Annotated in this window: 23 protein-coding genes and 1 pseudogene; 10 read left to right on the forward strand and 14 right to left on the reverse strand. The window is 36.2% G+C overall.

Translation table 11 applies throughout. The annotated features are described in order from the left end of the window. Together ACJMLZ_RS05945 and ACJMLZ_RS05950 are read left to right on the forward strand one after the other, a co-directional pair. Window positions 1–1,575: class I tRNA ligase family protein (locus tag ACJMLZ_RS05945; RefSeq protein ID WP_405304504.1), on the forward strand; the 1,575-nt coding region annotated here is incomplete at its 5' end. 113 nt (window positions 1,576–1,688) lie between these two features. Continuing rightward, window positions 1,689–2,486 (forward strand): Cna B-type domain-containing protein, encoded by a 798-nt coding sequence (locus ACJMLZ_RS05950; RefSeq protein ID WP_405304506.1) that lies wholly within the window; start codon window positions 1,689–1,691, stop codon window positions 2,484–2,486. A 60-nt stretch (window positions 2,487–2,546) separates the two neighbouring features. On the opposite strand, the gene ACJMLZ_RS05955 is transcribed toward ACJMLZ_RS05950, so the two are convergent. Then, on the reverse strand, window positions 2,547–3,278 hold the full coding sequence (locus ACJMLZ_RS05955) for a tRNA (adenine-N1)-methyltransferase (protein ID WP_405304507.1): 732 nt from the start codon (window positions 3,276–3,278) through the stop codon (window positions 2,547–2,549). Between the two features lie 9 nt (window positions 3,279–3,287). Then, entirely contained in the window at window positions 3,288–4,247 is a 960-nt protein-coding gene (locus tag ACJMLZ_RS05960; RefSeq protein ID WP_405304509.1) for a zinc metalloprotease HtpX, read from the reverse strand. A gap of 140 nt (window positions 4,248–4,387) precedes the next feature. Between ACJMLZ_RS05960 and ACJMLZ_RS05965 the strand changes: the two genes are divergently transcribed. Together ACJMLZ_RS05965 and ACJMLZ_RS05970 are read left to right on the forward strand one after the other, a co-directional pair. Further along, on the forward strand, window positions 4,388–5,335 hold the full coding sequence (locus ACJMLZ_RS05965; protein WP_405304511.1) for a replication factor C small subunit: 948 nt from the start codon (window positions 4,388–4,390) through the stop codon (window positions 5,333–5,335). Between the two features lie 9 nt (window positions 5,336–5,344). Next, window positions 5,345–6,850 carry a replication factor C large subunit gene (locus tag ACJMLZ_RS05970; RefSeq protein ID WP_405304513.1) on the forward strand — a complete coding sequence of 502 codons (1,506 nt, stop codon included), beginning with the start codon at window positions 5,345–5,347 and terminating at the stop codon, window positions 6,848–6,850. Here the strand turns inward: ACJMLZ_RS05970 and ACJMLZ_RS05975 are convergent. Both ACJMLZ_RS05975 and ACJMLZ_RS05980 read right to left on the reverse strand, forming a co-directional pair. After that, the gene (locus ACJMLZ_RS05975; protein WP_405304515.1) at window positions 6,833–7,519 is read right to left on the reverse strand and encodes an ATPase; all 687 of its coding nucleotides are present in this window, start codon (window positions 7,517–7,519) and stop codon (window positions 6,833–6,835) included. The genes ACJMLZ_RS05970 and ACJMLZ_RS05975 overlap by 18 nt on opposite strands. 4 nt (window positions 7,520–7,523) lie before the next feature. Continuing rightward, a complete protein-coding gene (locus tag ACJMLZ_RS05980; protein WP_405304517.1) occupies window positions 7,524–8,375 on the reverse strand; it encodes a shikimate dehydrogenase in 852 nt (283 codons plus the stop codon). Between the two features lie 204 nt (window positions 8,376–8,579). Between ACJMLZ_RS05980 and hisS the strand changes: the two genes are divergently transcribed. The 4 genes from hisS to ACJMLZ_RS06000 are packed head-to-tail and all read left to right on the forward strand — an operon-like array spanning window position 8,580 to window position 12,879. Beyond that, window positions 8,580–9,875 (forward strand): histidine--tRNA ligase, encoded by a 1,296-nt coding sequence (gene hisS / locus ACJMLZ_RS05985; protein ID WP_405304518.1) that lies wholly within the window; start codon window positions 8,580–8,582, stop codon window positions 9,873–9,875. Between the two features lie 2 nt (window positions 9,876–9,877). Beyond that, a complete protein-coding gene (hisI, locus tag ACJMLZ_RS05990) occupies window positions 9,878–10,282 on the forward strand; it encodes a phosphoribosyl-AMP cyclohydrolase (RefSeq protein ID WP_405304520.1) in 405 nt (134 codons plus the stop codon). 1 nt (window position 10,283) lies between these two features. After that, window positions 10,284–12,125 (forward strand): PINc/VapC family ATPase, encoded by a 1,842-nt coding sequence (locus tag ACJMLZ_RS05995; protein WP_405304522.1) that lies wholly within the window; start codon window positions 10,284–10,286, stop codon window positions 12,123–12,125. A gap of 7 nt (window positions 12,126–12,132) precedes the next feature. Continuing rightward, window positions 12,133–12,879 carry a sugar phosphate isomerase/epimerase family protein gene (locus ACJMLZ_RS06000; RefSeq protein ID WP_405304524.1) on the forward strand — a complete coding sequence of 249 codons (747 nt, stop codon included), beginning with the start codon at window positions 12,133–12,135 and terminating at the stop codon, window positions 12,877–12,879. Here the strand turns inward: ACJMLZ_RS06000 and ACJMLZ_RS06005 are convergent. The 10 genes from ACJMLZ_RS06005 to ACJMLZ_RS06050 all read right to left on the reverse strand — a co-directional run bounded on the left by ACJMLZ_RS06005 (window position 12,876) and on the right by ACJMLZ_RS06050 (window position 24,273). Continuing rightward, window positions 12,876–15,197 carry a DEAD/DEAH box helicase gene (locus tag ACJMLZ_RS06005; protein WP_405304526.1) on the reverse strand — a complete coding sequence of 774 codons (2,322 nt, stop codon included), beginning with the start codon at window positions 15,195–15,197 and terminating at the stop codon, window positions 12,876–12,878. The two genes, ACJMLZ_RS06000 and ACJMLZ_RS06005, sit on opposite strands and share 4 nt — an antisense overlap. A gap of 166 nt (window positions 15,198–15,363) precedes the next feature. Then, entirely contained in the window at window positions 15,364–15,825 is a 462-nt protein-coding gene (locus ACJMLZ_RS06010; protein ID WP_405304528.1) for a MarR family winged helix-turn-helix transcriptional regulator, read from the reverse strand. Window positions 15,826–15,872: 47 nt separating this feature from the next. After that, window positions 15,873–16,103 (reverse strand): hypothetical protein, encoded by a 231-nt coding sequence (locus ACJMLZ_RS06015; protein ID WP_405304530.1) that lies wholly within the window; start codon window positions 16,101–16,103, stop codon window positions 15,873–15,875. Between the two features lie 39 nt (window positions 16,104–16,142). Continuing rightward, window positions 16,143–17,684 carry a Mur ligase family protein gene (locus ACJMLZ_RS06020; protein WP_405304532.1) on the reverse strand — a complete coding sequence of 514 codons (1,542 nt, stop codon included), beginning with the start codon at window positions 17,682–17,684 and terminating at the stop codon, window positions 16,143–16,145. Beyond that, window positions 17,659–19,044, reverse strand: a complete 1,386-nt coding sequence (locus ACJMLZ_RS06025; RefSeq protein WP_405304534.1) for a Mur ligase family protein — start codon at window positions 19,042–19,044, stop codon at window positions 17,659–17,661. The genes ACJMLZ_RS06020 and ACJMLZ_RS06025 overlap by 26 nt, the downstream gene beginning before the upstream one ends. Window positions 19,045–19,135: 91 nt before the next feature. Then, window positions 19,136–20,323, reverse strand: coding sequence for an aconitase X catalytic domain-containing protein (locus ACJMLZ_RS06030; protein ID WP_405304544.1), 1,188 nt, complete (start codon window positions 20,321–20,323; stop codon window positions 19,136–19,138). Between the two features lies 1 nt (window position 20,324). Then, window positions 20,325–21,659, reverse strand: coding sequence for a DHHA1 domain-containing protein (locus ACJMLZ_RS06035; RefSeq protein ID WP_405304546.1), 1,335 nt, complete (start codon window positions 21,657–21,659; stop codon window positions 20,325–20,327). Beyond that, window positions 21,649–22,047 (reverse strand): 30S ribosomal protein S15, encoded by a 399-nt coding sequence (locus ACJMLZ_RS06040; protein WP_405304536.1) that lies wholly within the window; start codon window positions 22,045–22,047, stop codon window positions 21,649–21,651. Before ACJMLZ_RS06040 ends, ACJMLZ_RS06035 begins: the two co-directional genes overlap by 11 nt. A 40-nt stretch (window positions 22,048–22,087) precedes the next feature. Further along, on the reverse strand, window positions 22,088–22,639 hold the full coding sequence (locus tag ACJMLZ_RS06045) for an XTP/dITP diphosphatase (protein ID WP_405304538.1): 552 nt from the start codon (window positions 22,637–22,639) through the stop codon (window positions 22,088–22,090). A 35-nt stretch (window positions 22,640–22,674) separates the two neighbouring features. After that, a complete protein-coding gene (locus ACJMLZ_RS06050) occupies window positions 22,675–24,273 on the reverse strand; it encodes a bifunctional N(6)-L-threonylcarbamoyladenine synthase/serine/threonine protein kinase (protein ID WP_405304540.1) in 1,599 nt (532 codons plus the stop codon). A 79-nt stretch (window positions 24,274–24,352) separates the two neighbouring features. Between ACJMLZ_RS06050 and ACJMLZ_RS06055 the strand changes: the two genes are divergently transcribed. Beyond that, the gene (locus ACJMLZ_RS06055; RefSeq protein WP_405304542.1) at window positions 24,353–24,853 is read left to right on the forward strand and encodes a hypothetical protein; all 501 of its coding nucleotides are present in this window, start codon (window positions 24,353–24,355) and stop codon (window positions 24,851–24,853) included. Beyond that, window positions 24,846–25,036: pseudogene (locus tag ACJMLZ_RS06060) on the forward strand (TIGR00303 family protein); the annotation flags it as partial. The gene ACJMLZ_RS06055 and the pseudogene ACJMLZ_RS06060, both read left to right, overlap by 8 nt.

Raw genomic sequence — 25,036 nt, forward strand, 5'->3', positions numbered from 1 at the left:
GAAAGACCGGTAGTGTGCAGATGCGGCAACAATTGTGTTGTCAAAATTATGGATGACCAATGGTTCATGAAATACGGCGATGAAGAGTGGACCGAAAAAACCTTAAAAGTTCTTGAAGGCGAAACAATCATTCCTAAAGAATTAAAGAACAATTTCGATTATTACATTAACTGGCTGGATGACTGGGCATGTTCTAGAAAAGTAGGTCTTGGAACAAGACTTCCTTGGGACAACCAATGGTTAATCGAACCATTAACCGACTCTACAATTTATATGTCCTATTATACAATTGCCAAATACCTAAAAGACATGAATCCGGATGACTTAAACCTTGCTTTCTTTGATAAAGTGTTATTAAATAAAGATTCCGGTGAAATTACCGTCCCTGAAGAAAAGGTTAAGGAGATTCAAGATGAATTCAACTACTGGTATCCTCTTGATTGGAGATTATCAGCAAAAGACCTTGTTGGAAACCACTTAAGCTTTTTGATGTTTGCACACAGTGCGATTTATCCTGAAGACAAATGGCCAAAAGGAACTGTAGTGTTCGGAATGGGTCTTTTGGAAGGAAACAAAATGTCCTCATCAAAAGGTAATGTAATTCTCCTGAAAGATGCAATTAAAGATTACACCGCAGATGTCGTAAGGCTCTTCCTGATGGCTTCTGCCGAACCATGGCAAGACTTTGACTGGAGAGAAAAAGAGGTATTAGGTACCAAAAGAAGACTTGAATGGTTCAGGGAATTTGCAGCCAAAATTGAAGAAATCAAAGGCTCAAAGTTAGATTTAAGTGATATCAAAGAAGTTGAATTGACCCGTACCATTGACTTGTGGATGATCAGTCAGCTCAATCAGCACATCAAAAAATCTACTGAAGCTTTAGAAGTATTCCAAACCAGACAAGCTTTACAGGAATCATTATTCTTGCTTAAAAAAGATGTCGACCACTACCTGTATAGGGTAAAACACCTACTCGATTCACAAGACCCTGCAGTAGTTTACGTCTTATCAACAGTGCTCGAAGCATGGATTAGACTTCTTGCACCATTCACACCACATACTTCCGAAGAACTATGGTCTGAATATGGTGGAGAAGGATTTGTAAGTCAAGCCAGCTGGCCGGAGTATGATGAAGAATTAGTAAGTCCGGAAATTGAAAAATCAGAGGAATTGGTGGAAAATATCATTAAGGATATCGCACACATCAAACAGATGGTCGGAGATGAAGTGGAAAAAATCCACATTTACCTTGCTCCTGACTGGAAATGGGACTTATACAAAATAGCCGATGAAGTCGGAAAACCTGACATTGGTCAAATCATGGGTCGGGCCATTGGAGCAAACATCTATGATGATAAAAAGGAAATAGCTATGGTAGCTAAAAAAATCGGTAAGGAAATTACCAAAACAAGATACATCGGTAAAATAAACGAAGAAGAAATCCTTACTGATGCTTTAGACTACATCAAAGAGGAATGTGGCAATGAAGTTATCATCCATACCGATGATTCATACGACCCACAAAACAAGGCAAGAAATGCAATGCCTTACAAACCTGCTATTTTTATGGAATAATTAATTTTATTCCACATTTTTTTACTTTTTTAATTGATTATCAAATTTTTTTAAAACACTTATATATAACATCTAAACAATAATTTAACTAATTATACTTAGGTGTTGGAAATATGAACAAAAAAATATTTGCAATTATATTGGTCTCAATTTTTTTGCTATCTGCTATTAGCTTTGTTTCAGCAGAAACCTCAGATAGTGGAAATAGTGCATCCCACCCAATTTCTGTGAAAATTAAATGGAACGATAATGCTAATGCTGATGCAAGGCCGGATTCCATAACAATTACTCTCATGAAAAACGGCGAAATTATTGGTACAAAAATATTGAACGAAAGTAACTCATGGAAAACAGCATTTAATGCTACAGAAGATGGGAATTTCTCAATTAAACAAGTGACTAATCTCTCCGACTATACCCTGTCAATAAATGATAGTTCAAATGATGAAATTGAAATTACAAGCACTCTTAAAGGTAGCGCATCAGGTGAACCCCAAGAAAACGATTCAGCTAATTCAAACACCCTAGCCGCAATCGTTATAGAAGAAAGTGTTGCGGACACTAACGACAGTTCCAATGAAACCAATCCTACAAATAATACTACAGACAACAACGCAACCAACAACACAACAGACAATAATGCAACTAACAATAACACAGCAAACAATACAACAGACAACAACGCAACCAACAACACAACAGACAATAATGCAACTAACAACAGCACAGCAAACAATACAACAGACAACAATGCAACCAACAACACAACAATCAATAACGATGTAAGTAAGGATACACCAAAGCCAGTTCCTAAAAAAGAAGATAATAGACCAACCGAACTTATGAAAGTTGGTATTCCAATTATTATTTTACTGATAGCTATATTCGTAGCTGTTATACTTAAACGTTAAAAACAATTAAGTGGATGATTTATCATCCGCCACTTTTCTTTTTTTATTTAAAATTAAAAATTATAATTTTCTTGCAAACAAAAGATATCCGCTATGACCAACCATGCGTGTCTTTGGCCTTACGCCTTGCTGTCTAACTTCCAAACCACGTTCCAAAAGTTCAATTATTTCAATATCATAAAACCCTAACTTCTTGGCAACCCTATAGGCAATTTCAGCTTGATCAACATATGGGGCGTAAACAGCCAACCATCCGCCAACATTCAATGACTCAAGGACATCTTCAAATATCTCGAATGGTTTTGGAAGGTCCAAAAAGATTAAATCAATATTGTCCTCATCAATTCCATCCTTGATGTTTTGATTTTTAACTTCAATGTTGGTTATGCCGAAGTTATCAATATTCTTCTTTGCGACTTCGGCAAAATCCTCCCTTATCTCATAGGTGAAGACCTTCCCTTCAGGACCGACAACATTTCCAAAATTAAGCGCAATAGCCCCCGCACCGGTTCCTGCATCGACTACCCTTGAACCTGCACCCAAACCCGTGTGGGCCAAAACTTGCCCAATATCCTTTTTAATTAAGATGGAACACCTGCGGTCCATCAAATCAATGAAATCATTGATGTTAGGTTTTACGATTTTAAATGTGTGGTCAAGATGACTTTTAACTTCATCACCAATTTGAGCATCATCCAAAACATCCGCCTTGATTATTCCCAAATCACTTTGAAATTCAGCGCCCGGTTTTAAAATATACTTTTTTCCACGTTCATCTAAAATCATTTTCATAGCTAACACCTAATTTTCAAGTTCCGCCAATCTTTTTACTCTTTTTAAGGAATCAGGGTGAGTAGATAATAACTCCATAATTCCATTTTTGGAAGAGATTTTGACTTGTGAATTTGCAAGTCTTCTTAACTCTTCATCGGAAATGCGTCCGTCTCCATCAAAGTCAATTTGCTGGAAATCTGTGACGTCATTTTTTGCATTATTGATATCATTGACAAAGAATGCGCGATTTGAATTAAGATTAGCGATTGTTTCTTTGTTGCATCTTGCTGCACCGTAGGATAACTTATAAAGTGCAGAAACTAAAGCTGCAGGACGATTGCCGAATTCGACACTTGCTTCATCGGCATAGTATTCCCTTGTTCTTGATATAAACAATACCAATAACTGACCTATCAAATAAAATACATAGCCTAAAATACCTATGATGATTCCGGAGCCGTTTCTGCTGTCTCCTGAAAACATGAAGGACAAAGCAATATAATAGCAAATCATAGGAATTACACTTACAGCAGCGGTTACAATCATATCATTATGTTTGATGTGACCCATTTCATGGCCGATTACTGCTCTTAGCTCATCACGGTCAAGCAAGCCCAATATCGGACGGGTGATTGCTATATGTCCGCTTCTGCTGGATCTTCCATAAGCAAATGCATTTGGAATGTTGATTTCGGATAAACCGATTTCCGGTTTTGGAATGCCTGCCGCATCAGCCAATTCCTGAACCATCTGGTGAATATGAGGTGCTTCAGCCTCAGACAATGGCCTTACATTCATTGAACGTTTAACCAAAGATGGTCCAAACCAATATTGTAAAAATACAATAACTAAACTCGCACCAGCGTATAATTTCCAACTACTTATGCCAAAATACCAACCAACAATCATGATAAGGAAATAAACAATTGTAAACATTAAAACGGATGTGAGAATCATTCTTAACTTAAGTTTCCATGTACCTCTCATTTCAACACCTCTCAATTATTAGTAATCATATGCACTCTTTAATTGTATGTATATATAACTTTTCACCATATAAAAACATTAAGCAAAACTTAATTATTAACAAAAAACATATCATTTTACAGTAAAATATTGGTGATTTAATGACTGGACCATGGGTAGAAAAATATAGACCGCAAAACTTAGAAGACATCGTAGGACAAAAACAGATTATTTCAAGGCTTGAAAAATATGTAGGCGAAGGAAGTATGCCTAACTTAATGTTTACCGGTCCTGCAGGTGTTGGAAAAACAACCACAGCATTAGCTTTAGTAAAATCCATCCTTGGTGAATACTGGAGACAAAACTTTTTAGAATTAAATGCATCCGATGCAAGAGGAATTGACACCGTAAGAGACCGCATTAAAAATTTCTGTAGATTAAAACCTGTCGGTGCTCCATTCAGAATAATATTTCTGGACGAAGTCGACAACATGACAAAAGACGCTCAGCATGCTCTTCGTCGTGAAATGGAAATGTATACTAAAACCGCTTCATTCATACTTTCATGTAACTATTCTTCAAAAATTATTGATCCAATCCAGTCAAGATGCGCCATATTCAGATTTGCCCCTCTAAAAGGTGAAGAAATTGCTGAAAGGTTAAGGTTCATATGTGAAAATGAAGGATTTGAAGCAGATGATAAAGGTCTTGAAACAATAGTTTACTTTGCAGAAGGAGATATGCGTAAAGCTGTCAATGTCCTACAGGCGGCTGCAAGCGAAGGAGAGGTAATCACAGAAGAATCTGTTTATGAAGTCGTCTCTAAAGCAAAACCTCAAGAAATTGGAAACATGATAAATAAAGCATTGATGGGTGACTTTTTAGGTGCCAGAAATATTTTAAGGGAAACCATGGTTTTACAGGGCACCAGCGGAGAGGATATGGTCAGCCAGATTTACTCAGATGTTTCCAAAAGAGTTGTCGATGGAAAAATGGAACCTGATTTTTATATTGATTTAATTGAAGCAATTGCAGATTGCGATTTTAGAATAAGAGAAGGAGCAAATCCTAGAATTCAGCTTGAAGCCCTATTAACCAAATTCATTTAAGGTATAGAAATGTTATGGACTGATAAATATCGCCCACAAACCTTAGATGAAGTGGTCGGTAACAACAAAGAGAAGAAAATAATCCAGGATTGGGTTGAAAACTGGAAAAACGGCAATCCACAGCAGCCTCTGCTTTTGGTTGGTCCTCCAGGAATTGGAAAAACCACCCTGGCACTTGTTATTGCAAAAGAGTTTTCAGAATCAATAGAGCTTAATGCAAGTGACAAACGTTCCCAGGATATCATCAAAAGTACAATCGGCGAATCATCTTCTTCAAGGTCCCTATTTGGAGACGAATACAAGCTGATTATAATGGATGAAGTGGACGGAATCCATGGTACCAATGACCGTGGAGGAGTTAAAGCAATTGGAGAAATAATCAAAAATTCAAAGCATCCAATGATTTTGATAGCGAATGATTTCTATTCTAAACGTTTACAGTCACTTAAACCAAAATGTACTGTCATCAAAATGAAAAAATCAAGATGGAACAGTATTAACGCATTACTTAAAAAGATTGCTAATGAAGAGGGAATTAAAGTAAATCCTGCAGCAATGAAAGAGATTGCCGTTAAATCAAATGGTGATGTTAGGTCTGCAATAAATACCCTTCAGGCACTATCCGACAAGGATTCGATTTTAGAAGTAAGGGACGTTGAAAATATAGTTACCAAAGATGACAGATCAGATATCTTTAATGCTGTAACCGGTGTTTTGAAAAGTAAAACCCCATTACATGTCAAACAGGCATTAAGGGTTGAAGAAGATCCGACTCTGGTTATGGAATACATCGCCGAGAATATTCCAAGGGAATACACAAAGAAAAACGAAATTAAAAAAGCTTATGAAAATATTGCTAAAGCTGATTTGTACTTTGGAAGAGCTCAGCAAAGCAGATATTACGGTTATTGGAAATATGCAAGTGATTTCATGGGGATTGGAGTGAGCAGCTCCAAAAAGGAAACCTATAAAAAGTTCACAAAAATTCAAACTCCAACAATATTCACACTGATGGGGCGCAATAGAGGCAAAAGAAACCTTAGGGATGGAATTGCTGAAGCAATGTCCAAAAAAATGCACATTTCACATGCCGTTGCAATATCAATGTTTCCTTATCTTGAAATAATGTTTAAAAATGAGGAGCTTGCCTGGGAAATCTCTGACTTTTTGGAACTTGAGGAAAATGAAATTAAACGTTTCAGACCAAGGGGAATTCCTAAAAAGACAATTGAAAAAATGGAAAAAAGAAAAGCTCAAATGAGAGTTGAAGAGCGTGACAGAAGATTTGAAGAACTTCAAAACCAAATGTTGAATGCTCCCGAAGAAATAGAAATTGTTGAAGAGACCCCAGAAAGCGAACTTCCATTTGAAATTGAAGGCTTGGATGTGGAAGAGGAAATTGTTGAAGAAGAGCCGCCGCAAGTTGAAGTTCCTAAAGAAGATACTAAAGAAGAACCTAAAGAAGAAAAACCTAAAAAGAAAACTGATAAGCAAGTTTCACTCTTCAGTTTCTAATTTTTTTTCAATAAACTCTGATGCCTTTAAAACGTTTTCACGATATTGGGGAGCCACATCTTCTAAAAATTCCATAAAAGAAGTGGCCAATTCATCATTATTTTCATTTTTAATTATTTCTTTACCATCCATTTCTAAAAACGAGTTAATCCAATCAAGTGGAACATTTATTAATGGATAAATTTCATTGGATTTTTTTGTAAAGTTTAATCCTTCGCCGCTGAAAATCGTTGAAAATATGCCGTTTACCTCATCATCAAGGATTGTAGGATTTACAATCAAATCATAATCCCCTTCATGGACCAATTTAACGCCATATTTCCGGGTATACGGCTCCATCAATACATCAATGATAAAATTGTCCTTAGGCATCAAAATTACAGAATTGGGCTTTATTTCCAAAGCCAGAACCTTGGATGATTTGGAACAGATCTTTTGAAACAGACTGCTTCTCACCACTTCAATTTCCGGATACTGATTGTTAAAGGTAGCTTCACGTTTTCTTGAGAACTTTGAAAATCTTAAGTTGTTAATGTAAATTTTTTCAGGAGTGTATGAAACAAAACGGGTATCGACACCGATTATCTTTAGAAATTTCAATACGTCCCTTCTGGATGTTGAAAATTCTTCCTTTTCATTTACATTTGACAAATTAAACATTAAATCCATAATATCATTCTAAGTTAAGTGTTTGTTTTAAGGCCTTTTCCATCACATCGATTGGAGTCTTCCTGCCTGTCCAGATTTCAAAGCTTTCCGCACCCTGATACAGTAACATTTTTATTCCATAAACAGGTTTTGCACCTGCCTTGATGGCTTCTTTTAAAAGGACTGTTTCATTAGGATTGTAAACAGCATCAAAAACAACCAAATCCCCATGCATATCTTCTGATTTGGCTATCGGTTCATCATCAATATGAGGATTCATTCCCAAAGGAGTAGTATCAATTAAAATGTCCGCATCTCTTAAGTAAGTATCAATTTCAGAAATTGAACCTGATTTGACATCACTGATTAAATCGGAACTCACCACATCACCTGCCAAGTTTTGAGCTTTGGATTCATTTCTGTTGAGTATTGTTAAAGATTGAGCACCATATTTGGCAATGTAAAATGATATAGCTCTTGATGCACCCCCTGCACCGGCAACAACTACATTTTTACCTTTAATGCCTGTTACCTCTTCAATAGCTTTAATGGCACCAATACCATCAGTATTGTATCCTTTTAAGTTTTTAAAATCAATGGTGTTTACGGCTCCTATCAACTCAGCCACTTCGTCCAATTCATTCAGATATTCAATTACATCAACTTTATGAGGAATGGTTACATTAAATCCCTTGATATTTAATGCATCTGCACCTTCGATAGCTGATTTTAAACCTTCAGGCCCAACATCAAAAGCAACATAAGCATAATCCATTCCCAATGCTTTAAATGCAGCATTGTGCATTGGTGGCGAAAAGCTATGTTCAACAGGATGGCCTATCAAACCTACAATATTTGTACTACCTTTAATATTCATATAATAATAATTAATTTAAAAAAATATAAAAAGTTTGATGTTAAACCAGATATCTAATCACGACACAAAAACCTATTTAAAAATTAATAAATTAATCAATTAACAGATTGCATAAGGGTCTGAAAAGCAAGCATAACAAAAGATTATTTAACTTCAAAAATACAAAATTTAATTATAATATATTATATTCATAGGAGAGCAAAAATGGAATTTACAAGACCAAGAGGTACTAGAGATTTCTTATTTGATGAAATGAGACAGAGAAAAAAAGCAGAAAGTACCTTAAGAAATATTTTTGAAAATTATGGTTATCAAGAAATCAAAACACCATTATTTGAAGAATTGAAGTTGTTTACAACAAAATCCGGAGAAGAAATTGTTGACCAATTATACAACTTTAAGGATAAATCAGACAGGGAATTAACTTTAAGACCAGAAATTACAGCCCCTGTTGCAAGATTATACCTGAATGAACTTGAAAAAACCGCAACAAAACCAATCAAGCTTTATTATTATGGAAGCTGTTTTAGATATGAAAGACCTCAAAAAGGAAGATTCAGACAATTTTGGCAATTCGGTTGCGAGCTGATTGGTGCTAAAACACCTCAAGGTGAAGCTGAAGTCATTGCCCTTTGTACCGATGCAATCAATGCTTTAGGAATTACCACAGCTGACGTTAATATCAACCATTTGGGGATTATTAGAGGACTGTTTAAGCACTTTGAAATTTCAACTGAAACTCAAAGGGAAATAATGGTTGTCATTGACAAAGGAGACAAAGACCTGTTAATAGAATCACTAAGCGGTGAAAACCCTGTTATAGATAACGATGAACTGAATCAGATTTTACTGAAATTGATTGATTTGGTTGGAGACAAATCAATATTAGGCAATGTTGAGGAATTGATTGCTCCTTATGATGAGCCAAAAGAAGCTTTAGAAGAGTTAAAAGAATTGATTGCGTTGCTTGAAAATTTCAAAGTTGAAAATTATACCTTAAACCTGGGAGTTGCAAGAGGGCTTGACTACTACACCGGAATCGTGTTTGAAATCTATGTTCCCGAACTCGGCGCCCAAAAGCAAATCTGCGGCGGAGGATCATACAGTCTTGTAAAGGTATTTGGAGGTCAGGAAGTCGAATCAACCGGATTTGCATTAGGTTTTGACAGACTGATGAATGCCATTGAAGAGTTGACCGAAGCTGAAGAGTTACCTTCCCATCTAGACATATATGTAGCTCCGATTTCAGATGATGTGCGCGATAAGGCTTATGAAATTACCCAAATATTAAGAAGAAATGACATTAAGGCAGATGTTGACTTGAACGGCAAAAAATTCAAAAAGCTAATGAATTATGCCGATAAAATCAACGTTGAAAAAATTGCCATCATCGGTGCTAAAGACTTGGAGCAAGGCAAAATTACAATCAAGGACATGAACAGCGGCAATCAGGAACTGATTGACATTGACAATATTGTAGAATACATTAAAGGTGAATAGTTATGGAAATCAACTTCAGACATGAAATCAATGGCCAAAAGGTTATTACTGCCGTTGCTCAGGATGCCGACACCAACCAAATATTGATGTTGGCAAATATGAATAAAGAAGCTCTCCAAAAAACAATTGAAACCGGTAAAGCTCATTACTGGAGCACTTCAAGAAACAAATTATGGCTAAAGGGAGAAAGTTCAGGCCATACCCAGGAAGTTAAAGAAATACTTGTTGACTGCGATATGGATGCAATTGTTTTAAAGATTAAACAGACCGGAGCGGCATGCCATGAAGGCTATCTTTCATGCTTTTTTAGAAAATTAAATACTGAAAATGTTGACATTAGTGATTTAAAAGATGAAGATTTAGAAGTTATATTGGAAAGACTCGTAAATCCAGACGATGTGTATTAAAATGAAACGTATAATCCCTGATACAAGTGCAGTTATAATAGGTGCAATAAGCGAGATTCTTAAAAAGGAAGATTTGGACTATCCTGAAATTATTGTACCTGAAGCTGTCGTTTGTGAACTTGAACACCAAGCAAATGCAAATAGAAGCGAAGGCAGGAAAGGTTTAAAAGAGCTTCAGAAACTGCAACATCTGCAATATGAAGGCGAACTTGCAGTAAGCTTTAAAGGAAAAAGGCCAACCAATTACGATATCAAATATGCCAAAAGCGGTGAAATCGATAGCATCATCCGTGATCTGGCAAGATCAGAAATGGGAACATTGCTTACAAACGATAAGGTACAGGCAGAAACAGCAAAGGCACAGGGAATTCCTGTTTACTACTTCGAACAGAAATATGTTGAAAAAGCTCTATCAATTGAAAAATTCTTTGATGAAAACACAATGTCAGTACATCTAAAAGAAAACGTTTGTCCGATGGCCAAAAAAGGAACACCGGGAAATATCGACTTCGTTAAACTTGAGGATGAACCTTACTCATACTCACAAATCCACGAGATTATAGATGAGATTCTCGACAAGGCAAACAGCGACTCAAAAACCTATTTGGAATCTGCCAAAGAAGGATCCTTTGTAGTTCAATCAAGGGAATACAGGATTTCAATAGCCTATCCTCCATTTTCTGAAGGCCTGGAAGTGACTGCAGTTAAACCTGTTGCCAACATTAATTTAGATGAATATCGCTTGTCCGATAAACTTCTTGAAAGAATTAGAACAAACGCTGAAGGCATATTGATTTCCGGTTCTCCGGGAGCGGGCAAATCCACATTCGTACAGGCCATTGCAAAATATTACTCATCAAAATTAAATAAAATTGTAAAAACAATGGAATCTCCAAGAGACTTGCAGTTGCCTGATGAAATAACACAGTACAGTCCTCTTGAAGGAAGTATGGAAAATACCGCTGATGTATTGCTGCTTGTAAGGCCAGATTATACCATTTACGATGAACTTAGGAAAAATACCGACTTCAACATTTTTGCAGATATGAGGCTGGCAGGCGTCGGAATGATTGGTGTTGTGCATGCAACAAGGCCGATAGACGCAATTCAAAGAATAGCTTCAAGAGTGGAACTTGGTGTTATACCTTCAATCGTTGATACAAGCATTTACATTGAAAATGGTAAGGTCACAAGCGTTTATGAAACAAAAATGACTGTTAAAGTTCCGACAGGGATGAAAGAAGCGGATCTTGCAAGACCCGTGATTGAAGTTCGTGACTTTGAAACTGGAGAACTTAAAAATGAAATCTATACCTACGGTGAGCAGACCATCGTGATGGACATGGATCTGGTAAATGGAACCGAAAGCGGCGAGAAATACAAATCTTCCGTTGACAAAATTGCCGAAAAGGAAATCTTAAGAAAAATCAAAAAGATTCTTCCAAAAAAATCCAAAGTGGATGTTGAAGTGATATCCCCTGAGAGAGCCAACATCTATATTCCCGAAGAGTACGTTCCTAAAATCATCGGTAAAAATGGAAAAAGGATAGCTGAAATTGAAGATGAAATCGGAATTAGTCTTGGAGTGGAAATAATCGAAGAAAAACCAAAAAATAAAACTCCATTTGAAGTGGATATTATTCATACAAGAAAACAGCTGATTTTGGACCTCGGAAGAGACAATGGAAGGCAAAATTTTGACGTTTATATTGAAGGGGAATATTTGCTTACTGCAACCACCTCCAAAAAAGGCGAAATAAAAATTAAAAAAGGAATTGAATTATCTGATTTCATTATAGAAGCCATTGAAATGGGATTGGAGATTACAGCAGTTAAAAAATAGTGATATTATGAAACTGGGCGCATCTACACTTGCAGGATTACACGAAAATTTAGAAGATATTTTAGATTTTATTGAAGACTTGGGATTGGAATATGCGGAATTGGTCCATCAATTCCCTTACGAAAAAATTGAAGCTGAACTTTTGGAAAGCTACAATTTAAAATATTCAATACATTCTCCTTTTATGGATGTTAACATTGCATCCCTTCAGGAAAGGAGCAGATTAAATTCCATAACCCAAATCAAATCATCCATCGATTTGGCGAATGAAATTGATGCTGAGACCGTTGTTGTTCATCCCGGCCTGATGCCCTTCTTAGCAAGACCCTTTGAAGATAAGGTATATGAAACCGCAAATGAATCCATTAAAGAACTCGGAGATTACGGTAAAGATTTGGGCATAACTGTAGCAATTGAAAATATGCCTACCTTTGAGGGAATGATTTACCAAAGTTTGGAAAGATTAGACAAATTGCTTAGAGAAAATGAGATGTTTATGACCCTGGACATCGGCCATGCAAATCATGTCGGATATCCTGCTGAGGCAATGTATTTTGATTCAATTAAACACATACATGCCCATGATAATTTTGGTGATGATGACTCACACCTTGCTTTAGGTGATGGCTCCATTGATTTAAAACATATCATCAATACATTCGAGTCAAATAATTATGACGGTATCTACATCATTGAAGTAAATGATGAAGATTCTATTAAAAAAAGTTATGAATATATAAAGAAAAACTTCTAGAGAAGTTTTTTCTCTTTAATTTCCTTTTGGAAATACAAGTATTTTGAATCAACTACCTTTTTGATTGTTTCTGCTGTTTTTTTACCGATTCCTTCAACTTCCTGAAGATCCTTTTCAGAGGCATTTATAATGTTTGAAACTGTGCCGAAATGCTCCAATAAATTTTTGGCATTGACCGGACCTATGCTTGGCAGCGATTCGACAATGAACAGCTGTTGTTCCAATAAGCTTACAGGTTTTTTATCAGTTCTAACCTGAACCGGTGCTCTCTCACCATTCTGTTCCCTAACTGCTATTCTTTTAATCATGGCAGCAGTATCCTGTGCATTTCTTGTAGGAATTATGCTTATTCCAAAATCAAGAGCAATTGAAGCAATGGATCCTCTGATGGCATTTGCATTTACCATGCCGCTGTATAAATCATCACCTTCAAGAATCAAAATAGGCTTTTTAAATTCCTCAGACAATTCCCTGGCCTGTTTGAATAATCTCTTATCAATTATCGAATCGACAAAATCTTTTGCGGTCTTTCTCTCAATAGCCACTTCGTCACTCACCTGATAATCCGCAACGGCCATTGACTGAATCTTAACATCCATTTCCATTTCAGTCAAATGCCTGATTACCTTTGAATTTCCTTCACGAGAGTCGGCATAAACTATCGGAAAATTATTTTCCTTTTTAGGCTTTTTAATAACCTTAACCTTTTTTTCATTTTCCATTCTTAAAGCGGCTGAAGCATTGAGCTCTTCTAAAACATCAGGATCAATCAATTGATTTTTCATGCTGACTTCCTTATTTACTGAAGACCAGTAATAGCTTTCATCCCTTGTTCCGTTAGTGATTAAAACCTTTACACGGCCTGTTCTTTTACGTCCTGTTCTTCCCCTTCGCTGAATCATTCTGACCTCAGATGGAACCGGTTCATACAATATAACTAAGTCAACTGCAGGAATATCAATACCCTCTTCCGCAACACTTGTTGATAGAAGCACATCATATTCTCCCATTCTGAATGATTTAATGATGGCCTTTTGTTGTTTTTGAGTTAAACCTTTTTCACCATCCTTGGTAGCCTGACCAAAGAACTTAGCGGACTTAATTCCTTCCCTTTCAAGTTTTTGATGAATCATTTCCAATGTGTCACGATATTGGGTAAATACAATGATTTTGGATGAAGTTTCATCCTCATTGTCCGTGAATCTTGTTGACTGAAGCTTTGTCTGACCATCTCCGGAGCCTAGCTCCTTTTTTAAAATATTAGTAAGCTCCCTTAACTTAGGATGCTCCCAGCCATGTTTTTCAGCTTCTTTAGCAAGGGTCATGGCACGACTAAAGTTATCATCCCACATTAATGATTTTGCAGCCTTAGTATTCTTTTTTCGAAGCCTTGACACATATTTATTAAAAGTAGAAACGCCTTGAGTTTCAATTAACTCCTGAGCATGCTGGAGATTTATGACCGCACTCAATATTGAAATAGCATGGAACAAATCCTTATTGGGATTAGTTGTTCTTGCAATTTCACCCTGCACTCTTCCCCTAGCTTTTAAGATATCCCTTTTGCTAACAGCAACAGTTTTAATAATGCCCATATTCTTTAAAGCTTTCAATCTGATTTTTAAGGCCTTGTCAACATTAGTTTTAATTTTTTCCAATGCCTCGCTCATCTTAACTCTGACCCATTCTATTTCAACAGGATTGAAGTAAGGCCTTACGTCAGGATCATCCTCTGTTTTAACAACAATGCTTTGTATGTATAAATTCTGACAAACCTCTTTGATTTTAAGCTTATCAGAACCCGGTGAAGCGGTCAAACCTAAAATTAAATTGAAATTGGATTCCTGCACATATCTTGAAGCAAGATAAACATAGGAATAAGACCCGACACCATGATGACACTCATCGAAAACAATTAAAGAAACACTGCTTAAATCATAGCGTCCATTAAGCAAATCTGATTCGACGGTTTGAGGAGTTGCAGAAATTATTCTGGATTCCTCCCATCTTTTAACCCTTTCATCGGTTTTTACAGCACCTGTTATTGAAGTGCATGGAAGATTTATAAATTCCTTAAAGCTAGCCTCATGCTGAATTGCTAAAGGTTTGGATGGGGATAAAACAAGTACTTTTGAATTTTTAACTTTGTGTAACCTATCGGCAGCAACTAAAACTGCTATAATTGTTTTACCTAACGCTGTTGGTGCAACAATCATAGTATTTCCATTTTTTAATACATCACCTGCAAGAATTTGTTGATAAAGTCTTGACTCAATCGAATTCTTTTTAATGAGTGGGTGATCAATATAACTAGCCATGATAAGAATATTGTTTTTATATATTTATAAAGGTTTTAAAAGAGCATTTGAAAAGTAATAAATATACCTAAATTTTCTTCAGGAATATCAACATGGATATGACTACCTAGACCTCTTAAAACATAGGGATTCCAATTTTACTATTAACCTTAAAAAAAATTTGAAATTAATCTTCAATATCTTTTCCCTTATTTATATCAACGGCTTTTGATGTTAATTTTTTAAATGTCTCCAAAAAGCTAGGATCAATATCGGATAAACCCAATTCATTTTCCCATTTTTCATTTACTTCAACCATTACTGAAATGAGCCCTTTACCTTTTTCCGTTAAATTTAAAACAAAATAACGTTTATCTTCTGTCGATTTCTCACGTGTAACATATCCATTAGATTCCAATTTTGTAATGGCTTTGGTAATGGCTCCTTTAGTTAAATACAGACTGCTAGCCAAATCCTTTTGGCTTAACCCACCATCTTCATATAGTTTCATGATACAAGATGCCTGAATTAAACTTATATTATATTTTGCAAGTTCGTGATTTAGAAAGTCCTTATGGTTCTTATGGAAAACAAATAATGTATCCGCAAAATGATTAGACTCTAAAAAATTATCCTTTTCTGATTTCATTATTATAATGTTACTATTTCAACATATTAAAAGATTATCGTGAAAAATCATTTTTGCACATAAAAACCAATGTATAATGAATTGGATGCGAATCCTAACTGTGAAATTGTAACCGCAACCCCTGAATTCGTATGGTTAAGAATTGCAGGAAAAGTCGAGTTCACAGACAGTGTAGAATTAAAACAAAAAGTAATCGATTCAAATGAACTTGTAAAAGCATTATACGAAGCAGGTGAAAACCCAGTATTTGAAGCGTTCACCATCAACGGTAAAGCCACAATTGCAGACTTTCAGGCAAACCGCAAAAAGCCTACGAACTATAATTCATGTATAATTGATTTGAATTTGGTGGCGGCTTCACCGATGGCCACTATCATTTCACAATCTAAATTCAAAGCTTTTTTAATACCCTCCTGGACATCTTTTTCATTAGCTCCAAGAGTGCCTTCTTTTTCAAATTCACTTATGTGGTTTAAAAAAATTCTATCATTCAGTCTTGAATTTTCCTTTAGTTTTTCAAGAGCTATCTTTTGAGATGCTCGAGATGCAGGAACAATGAACTTTGAAAATTTCAAAACGCTGTTGAAAATCTCTAAATCACCGACCTCACCTGATTCGGATGAAACGGTAATGACTGTAGTAAAGTCCCCAAACAGCTTTTGGAATTCCTTTAAAACTGTCTGAACCCCTGCAGGATTATGTGCATAATCTACAAAAACAGTTTTTCCATTGATTTTATCCACTTTTTCCATTCTTCCTTCGACTCCTGTGAAAGTGGAAATGCTTTCTAAAATTTTATCATACGGTAATTTCAGGAATTCATGAGCCGCGATTATTACGCCAGTTACATTATAAACATTATGGATTCCATCAATTGCCATTTTAACTTCCAATTTTTCTTCAGGAGTATGCAAATCAAATGTCCTATTGGACAAATCGACATTTGTTGCAATATAGTCAACTTGCGGAGTTGTAATGCCGCATTTACAGAAGTAGTATCCACATCCTGAAATAATTTCCTTAACAGTGATTTCATTACCGCAAACACACTCTTTTATACCGATGGAATCCGGTGTCTCATCCACACCAAATGTAATTACCTCACCGTCATAGTTGAGTTCCCTTAAAAGGCCCATAATAGTCGGGTCATGACCATTGACAATTAGCTTTTTATGATTCAATTCTTTGATGAATTCTCCTTTAACATTAGCGTAATCCATAAAGCTTCCCAAATCATTTAAATGGTCAGGTGTAATGTTAGTAATCAATCCACCGGACATGTTTGTATTTTTAGCAATTCTGCCGACAGTGCCTGGAACTCCGAATGTTCCAACTTCCAAAATTCCAACATCACCATCCAATCTTGATTGCAGAATAGGAATAAATTCTGCATTGCCCTGCATTCCTTCCAGATTATGTTCGCAAGGCTTGATTCCATTATCCTTAGCAATTCTTTTAAGCAAGGTAGTTGAAGTGGTTTTGCCGTTAGTGCCTGTAATTCCGAACACTTCCTTTTCAGGCTGGAATATCTCTATAACGTCACTTAATTCCAAAACAGGCTTGTTGATTCTTTTATACATTTCAGAATCTTTAGGCAAACTTGCAGGAGGAATTATATAATCACATCTGTTGAAAAATGCATCAGGTGTCCTGCCATAGAACACATCAAAGTCATAACCTTCCAGAGCACTTGCAAACCTGCATTCGCTTTTCTGTGATAAATCAGTTCCTATAACATTAAATCCTCTTTCTTTAAGTATTCTAGCTATTAAATTACCATTAGCTCCACAAACACCAATGACACCAAATGTTGTGTCTTTTTTAAAGTCAGATTCATTCATATTTTCTACTTCCTTCATCAAGCCCTTTCATAATTTTATCCACAGTAGTCAGCCTATCGTATGCTATAAGAGGACCCATGTGTAAGATTATATCTCCAGGTACGGAATATTTAAATGTGAGTTCTGCTGCCTTTTCAATTGTTTCAACAGCAACTTTTTCAATGTCCGGATTATCGATAGCATTTAAAATTTCCTGTGCGGCTTCAAGTTCAACTTCCTGTGTTACCTCATTAAATCCGCTTGCTATAACGGCTTTCAAATTATACTGGCCTACCAACTGACCGACTTCAGATTTGTCCCTCACGGACAATGTATCAAAATGATCCAAAAACAATACAACACTATCATCTTTGAAGTAATCCAATGTGATTTTCATACCGTCATATAAAAATGCGGAGTCCAAAATAACTTTTCTGCCATTATATGTCCCCACATCATCCATATGAGCAGGAAGACCTTTAAACTCTGTCAATGCGTTAATAATATCTTCTTTTTCAACCCCATATGTAAGTGCAACCGCACTGGCTGCAACTGAATTTTCAAAAAAGTAGCTCATCATATGGAAAGGAGTGGTAAATGATTCGTCGCCATATTCCACAGTCAAAGATTCGTCACCAACAGTTCCTTTAAAGTTAACGTTTTCATCTAAGGCGTAATATATCGCATCGCTTCTGTGAGGATTTATTATATCAAAACAGGAGTAATTTGCAATAAATGTATCGCTCATTTTTTCCAGAATTAATTTTCTTTGCTGATATTTTTCAACAGAACCTCCGAATTCAGACAAATGATCCTCTGCAATGTTTGTCAAAAGTCCAATTTTAACATTTAGCTTATTCAAAAGACCTATAGTCCCATGAGGAAGTTCAAAAATGGCAATATCACAATTTTTTGATTTTTCTGTGACTATGCCATCAATAATTGCTTCAGAAACTAAATTATTAACTAAAGATGAACAGGACCATACGTTATATCCTGCAGACTTGAAAATGCTTGTTGTGATGAATGTTGTTGTGGTTTTACCCATTGTTCCGGTAATTCCAATGATATCCACCGGAATTAAATCCTGAACAATTTTAGAAAATTCTTCATTTGTGAGAATTTCAACATCAGAATCCTTGATTAACTTGGCTATTGGTGCAGAATCAGGTAAAGTTGGAGGCATATAAACGGCTTCGATGCCGTCTAAATTAGGATTTTGATTATTCAAATCTAAAATAACACCTTCACTTTCCATCTGATTTAAACTTCTTTGAAATTCTATTTTAAAAGAGGATAAATCTTTTAAATCAGTGATAACCACTTTATGACCGAGATAATTTAACAATCTTGCAACAGGCCTACTAGCATTTCCAGCACCAACAACTAAATAATTCATCAACAATTCCTCACAAATCCCTATCAGTATAATATCTAGATTTTATTCAATTTAAAGTTTTAATTTTTAAAAAAAGAATATTGAAGAAAACTTATTCAAATTGAACAAGATTTTCTACATCGTTATAAACAACATCTAGTCCACACATTGATGGAACATAGTTTGCCGCTTTTGCTGAATTTACACCAATCACTTCAAAGCCCATGTCCTCAATAGGCGCCACAACCATACAGGTATCGCAGACAACGTTGCCTCCTGCCTGTTCAATGGTTCTGGTATATCCCATTCTGTCGGCTGTTGCCTTTACGCTAACTGATGTGCAAATCCATAACTTGTTTTTAATTGTTTTACCCTGAACAATGTTAGCTACCTTTTTAATTTCTTCAAGTGATGCATGAGGACAACCCAAACAGATTAAATCAGGCTGCCTATCAGTTGTAGATAAGTCTTCACGGGTTTTTAGAATTTCCTTTTCGGAAATGAACATTATATCCTCAACATCTTCAACACCAGCCTGTTTATGTTCAGGAGTTACATTTTCCATATGATATAGGGCAACTGAACCGGATGAAGCCAAGGCCGCGCCTAAAGTTTTTAAATCGTTGTTATCTGGAGCGTTTTTAAGTTTGAAGTATGGAACTCCACCACCTACAACTTTTCCGATAATATAACCCAATGCGCCAAAATCCGCTCCACTAAGTTCACAATTGACATTGACAACCAAATTGGCTTTCCTATTTCTGTCCAGATGGAAACCATATAAAGGAGTTTTACCTACAATTGCGGCGGCAAGTGCAGCAGGACCTCCTTCACGGTTAGTTCTAGCACCAATTACAGAATTGACATAAGCTACAGCAGATGATTCTGACCATGACACATGATCGGCGAATCTCGGAACATTTCCAACCAAATAGGGAGTGCAAGTACAGGTTTTGGAAATTCCTAATTTTCCGTATGCATCAACAATTTTATTTTGTTTAATGGAAAACTCTTCAGGAAAACCCAATTCTTTCCAATTGTCCAAATCGGTTCCAGGAGGATTTAAGGAAGCATTAACGCTAGCCACAGCTAAACCATCACCGGCCAAGTCTTCAAGATATTCCAAACCGGCTTCCCCTATGGTCTTATAGGAAACACCGGACACCTGTGCTGAGGTAATGTCTACCAATTTGGAAGCGCCGTAGATATCTCCCAATGCAACAAGGATATCCATGCTTTTTCTAATGGTCTCTCCAAACTCACCATTACACATTTGCTCTTCTTTTTTAGTTAAAAACATATTAATCATTACTTAATTGATACTCAACCATCTCATTTACAAGGTTTAAGAAATTATCTTTACTTTCATATGGAATCATAGCCCCGGCAGCAATGTCATGGCCTCCGCCCTGACCTCCAAAATTGTTTGAAGAATCCTGTAGGGCACGACCTAAATCAACGCCTCTGGCAACCATCTCTCTTGTAGTCCTGCCTGAAACTTTAATGTCATTGTGAAGTCTGGATAGTCCGATTACCGGTTTGGAGTTATCCAATAGTTCTACAGATAAACCAATGCTTGCTATTGTTCCCATTACAGATTTCAGCACTTTATCTTCAGAGTATAAATATTGAATATCTGAAAGCTGAACTGCCCCTTCACGCTTAACCCATTCAAGGCCTTTTACAATCTGGTCACGGTATTGCCTTTGCAATTTTAAAGCCGCATCAAGAGCCTGTTCTTTTTCACCAAGAGCAATGCTTAAACCTAAACCCTGTTTTTTATTTTTACCGCATGCATCAAGAATATAAGAGTATTCTTCCAAATCACGTAGCATCGGAACCTCTTTAGGGACTGTATAGCAGTCTCCAAAAATATCCGGATTAATATTCATGAGTGCATCCTTTAAAAGATCCTTTTCTTCATCTTCCAAATCGGTAAATTTGATTCCATAAGACAAATTCATTCTTTCTAAAAATTCCTGAGCGCCTTCAAAATCTCCACTAATACCTGGAAGAGGTGGTGAAAATGTATAAGCAAGAGATTTAAAAATAGGTTCGGAAGATTTTGATACAATCTTTAAATCTTCATGAATCTCTAAAACTCCGCTTTCCAAAGCATCCTCAAGGATTAATTTATTTACACCAGTGAATCCGCCTTGACCTTGCATATCACCAAATGCCCCAACTAAAGCAAAATAAGCTAAATGTTTCTTTCCAAGTTCACGAACAGTTAAATAACTGGAACCTGCACCACATAAATCCCTGCTTCCATCTATTCCAAACAGATGCGGATTTAAATGGACAACATTACTATCCGCTTCAGTGTCATTAGGTTGATGATGATCGGCTATGATAACATCATGTTTATAAGTATTGAACTCGCTGACAAATGCGCTGCCCATGTCTGAAAATATGAATAAATCATACTTCTCATGTCTTAACTGATTTACAATATCCTCTTTAAGACGTGGGATGATAGTAGTGTGGAACTGAACATTTTCTTCAGCCAAAGCATTGGCTATAACTGCTGCTGCGGATATTCCGTCAGCATCATTGTGAGAAATTATTCTTATAACACTGTCCTTTTCTATGTGCTCACGAAGCACATTAGTAGCTTCCTCAGCCCTATTTAACAAGGAGTGCTGCTTCTTTTGGATTGTATCTCCAACCTTCTGGTAATTTTCCTTCACTTACATAGTAAGAAGCTAATTTTCTGATTCTTGATTCGATAATGGTTAAACCTCTTTTAGAGTGTAAATCTTTAGGATTTTCTTCTAAGTGGTCCCTGATATTTACAGCTCTTCTAATTAAGTTTAATAAGTCTTCTGGGTATTCGCCAGCTTGTCCATTTCTTTCTAAGATTTCGGTGATTCTTTCACCGGTTACATCTTTTACAGATGGAATTCCGTATTGATCTCTTAATACGATACCAATTTCAGAAGTACTTTTTCCTTCTTTGTTAAATTTTAAAATCATTTCTTCAATTTCTGCGTCAGTATAAGTTACCCATTCTGGTCTTGCCATAATATAACCTCTTATAAATTTTTAAATAAGTATGAAATAGCTATTCTTGATTAGAATACCATTCAATAAATTTTTTTAATGAATTTTTTCTATGTGAAAATTGGTTTTTTTCATCAGTTGTAAGTTCACCGAATGTTTTACCCTCACTAGGAACATAAAACAACGGATCAAAAGCGAATCCTAAATCTCCTCTTTCTTCAACTGCGATTTCACCTGAAACCTTGCCTAAAAAAGTCTTGGGCTCAGAATTGGGGGCACAGTACCCAATAACTGACCTGAATTCGGCATAACGGTCATCAGTGTCTGCTAATAACTTTAAAATTCCTTGATTTCCTATAGTGTCCTGAACATAATGTGAATAGACCCCAGGAAAATCATTTAAAGCTTTAATGAATAAACCAGCATCTTCAACAATCACAGGTCTTCCAAGTTTACGACAAGCATATTTTGCGCCAGATATGGCCACTTCCTCAAGAGTTCCTTGAGGTTCTGTGTAACCTAAATCAATATGCTCCAACTTAATGTCATAATCTTTGAAAATATTCTCTGCTTCTTTAACTTTATGTTCGTTACCAGTTATAAATGTTATCATAAAAATAGTTTGAATAAAATTTTTTATATAGTTAACTAATGAGTATATCTTCCACGTGATTCGACGTCAGATATTTTATTAGCAACTGAATCATTATCATATCCGTCCAAAATAGCATCAAAATATTTTAATGCCAAATTATAGTCAATGCTTTGAAGTGATTTCTTTAAAACAAGCAAATCAACAGCCTTATCTTCATCCAAGTCGGAATACCTTCCAAGACCAAAATCAAGGAAAACCAGCCTATCATCCTGAAGCATGATATTTGAAGACGTAATGTCACCGTGAATAATGCCTGCACCGTGAAGCTTTGAAATCTGTGAACCTATCTCAAAGGATAATTTCTCATCGATTACATCCTTGACCATCTTACCGTCAATTTCTTCCATCAATATTGACTTGTTTTCCAAATCAACATCATATAATACAGGTGTTTTGACACCCGCCCTTTTGGCATCGGACAATAATTTCGCTTCCTCTTTGGTTCTTGCCTTTCTGATTTTGTTGTCGATTTCAGGTATCCTATAACTTTTTGAAATCCTATCCTTTAGGACAGCCTTTTGACCCAAATAACTTGATTTAACAATATTTGATTCTGCACCCTTGGCAATCAAATCATCACTTAATTTCAGATAGGATTTGGTATTGTCAACCCATGGAATGTCGACTTCATCAGTTCTGAACTTTTGTATGATTCCTGTCTGGGACAAATCCATCGGTCCGAATTCGTTATACATCAAAAGACCCAACCATGCAATCATGACCCCGTTGTCTCCGCATAGCTTCATTTCAGGCATGTAGAATTTGGCGCCATGCTCCTCTGACATTGTCTTGAGCATTTCACGTAATCTGGAATTGGCTGAAACACCGCCGCACAACATGACTTCATCCTTTTGAGTGTGGGATAATGCACGCTCTGTTACTTCAACAAGCATTGAAAAAGCAGTTTCCTGAAGTGAAAAACAAATGTCCTCCATTGGAGTGCCTTTTTGAGCTTCCCTTAATGCTGCTGACAATAACCCTGAAAATGAAAAGTCCATTCCCTTTACAACATAAGGCAAATCGATATATGAACCTTTTTTAGCCAATTTTTCAACAACCGGCCCTCCAGGATGGCCCAGACCGGTTTCGCGACCAAAATGATCAAGGCAATTTCCAATGGCTATGTCTAAAGTTTCTCCAAAAATCCTATACCTTCCGCTTTCATAGGCAATGACTTGACTGTTTCCACCGCTTACATAAAGTGAAACGGGATTAACGGCACCAGTATCCAGTTTACCAACTTCAACATGCCCAATACAGTGATTTACACCGATTATAGGTTTATCAAGCGATAGCGCTAAACTTCTAGCTGAAGTTGCAACAATCCTTAATGCCGGACCCAGACCAGGACCTTGGGAAAATGAAATTAAATCAATGTCTGAATACGAAAGACCTGATTCTTCAATAGCCTGAGGAATGAGTTTAGGAATCCAATGAGCATGATGTTCTGCAGCAATCCTCGGGTGTATCCCTCCCTCTTCAGGAAACAATTGCTTTCCAGCCATGGCTAGTATGTTACCATCACTGTCAACAATGCCGACACCTGTTTTTTCTGCAGTTCCTTCAATTCCCAAACTTATCAAAATAATCAACTGAAAAATTTAATTAATTAGTATTTATTACTTAAAAATATAAAAATATTTTTTAAATTTAAAAGACATAAGTGAAAATATGGGATTTTATAGTGCAAATACTCCAGAACAGAAAAGAGTTAAAAAATTAACTGGAGACATTAATATAAGTGATATGTTTAAAAAAGAGTGCCAAACACGTGGAATTGCAATTTACAATGCGTATAACATTCAAAAAAGGTTAATTCACGAAGTAGAGCAAGAACAATTAGTAGGCATAGAGCAAGTGGATGAAAGACTGATGGAACTTCTCGACGAAAGGGGAAAAGTTGAGGTTCCCTACAGATATGTCGATTTAATAAGTAACGAAGACAGCGCTTCAAGGGGAGTGATACCTCCAATGCCTAAAAATGAATCATTACCTCCAAAAGACCAAATCAGAATTCCCCCAAGAGCAAGAGACGGTCAAACATTCCCTAACGATAGCGAATTGCCTGAAAGGGAAATGCTGATAAAAATAATGAATCAAAACAAAAAGATTATCAATCAAAATAAAATTATCATGGAACAATTAAGAAAATTAGGTGAAAAAGATGATTGATGGAGTTACAACATATGGATCTGATGAATTAACTAAAAAATTACAGGGATGTGAAGACCCAGTATTTTTACTTACAATCGGTACAACTGAAACCTCATTGATACCTGGCCTTTCCGGTGCAGGCCCTTCAGCGGATTTAACTGAATATACTCCTGCTTCAGATGTGGAATTTATGGTTTTAGG

Source organism: Methanobrevibacter sp., assembly GCF_045126245.1.
In the GTDB taxonomy this organism is placed as follows: Archaea; Methanobacteriota; Methanobacteria; order Methanobacteriales; family Methanobacteriaceae; genus Methanocatella.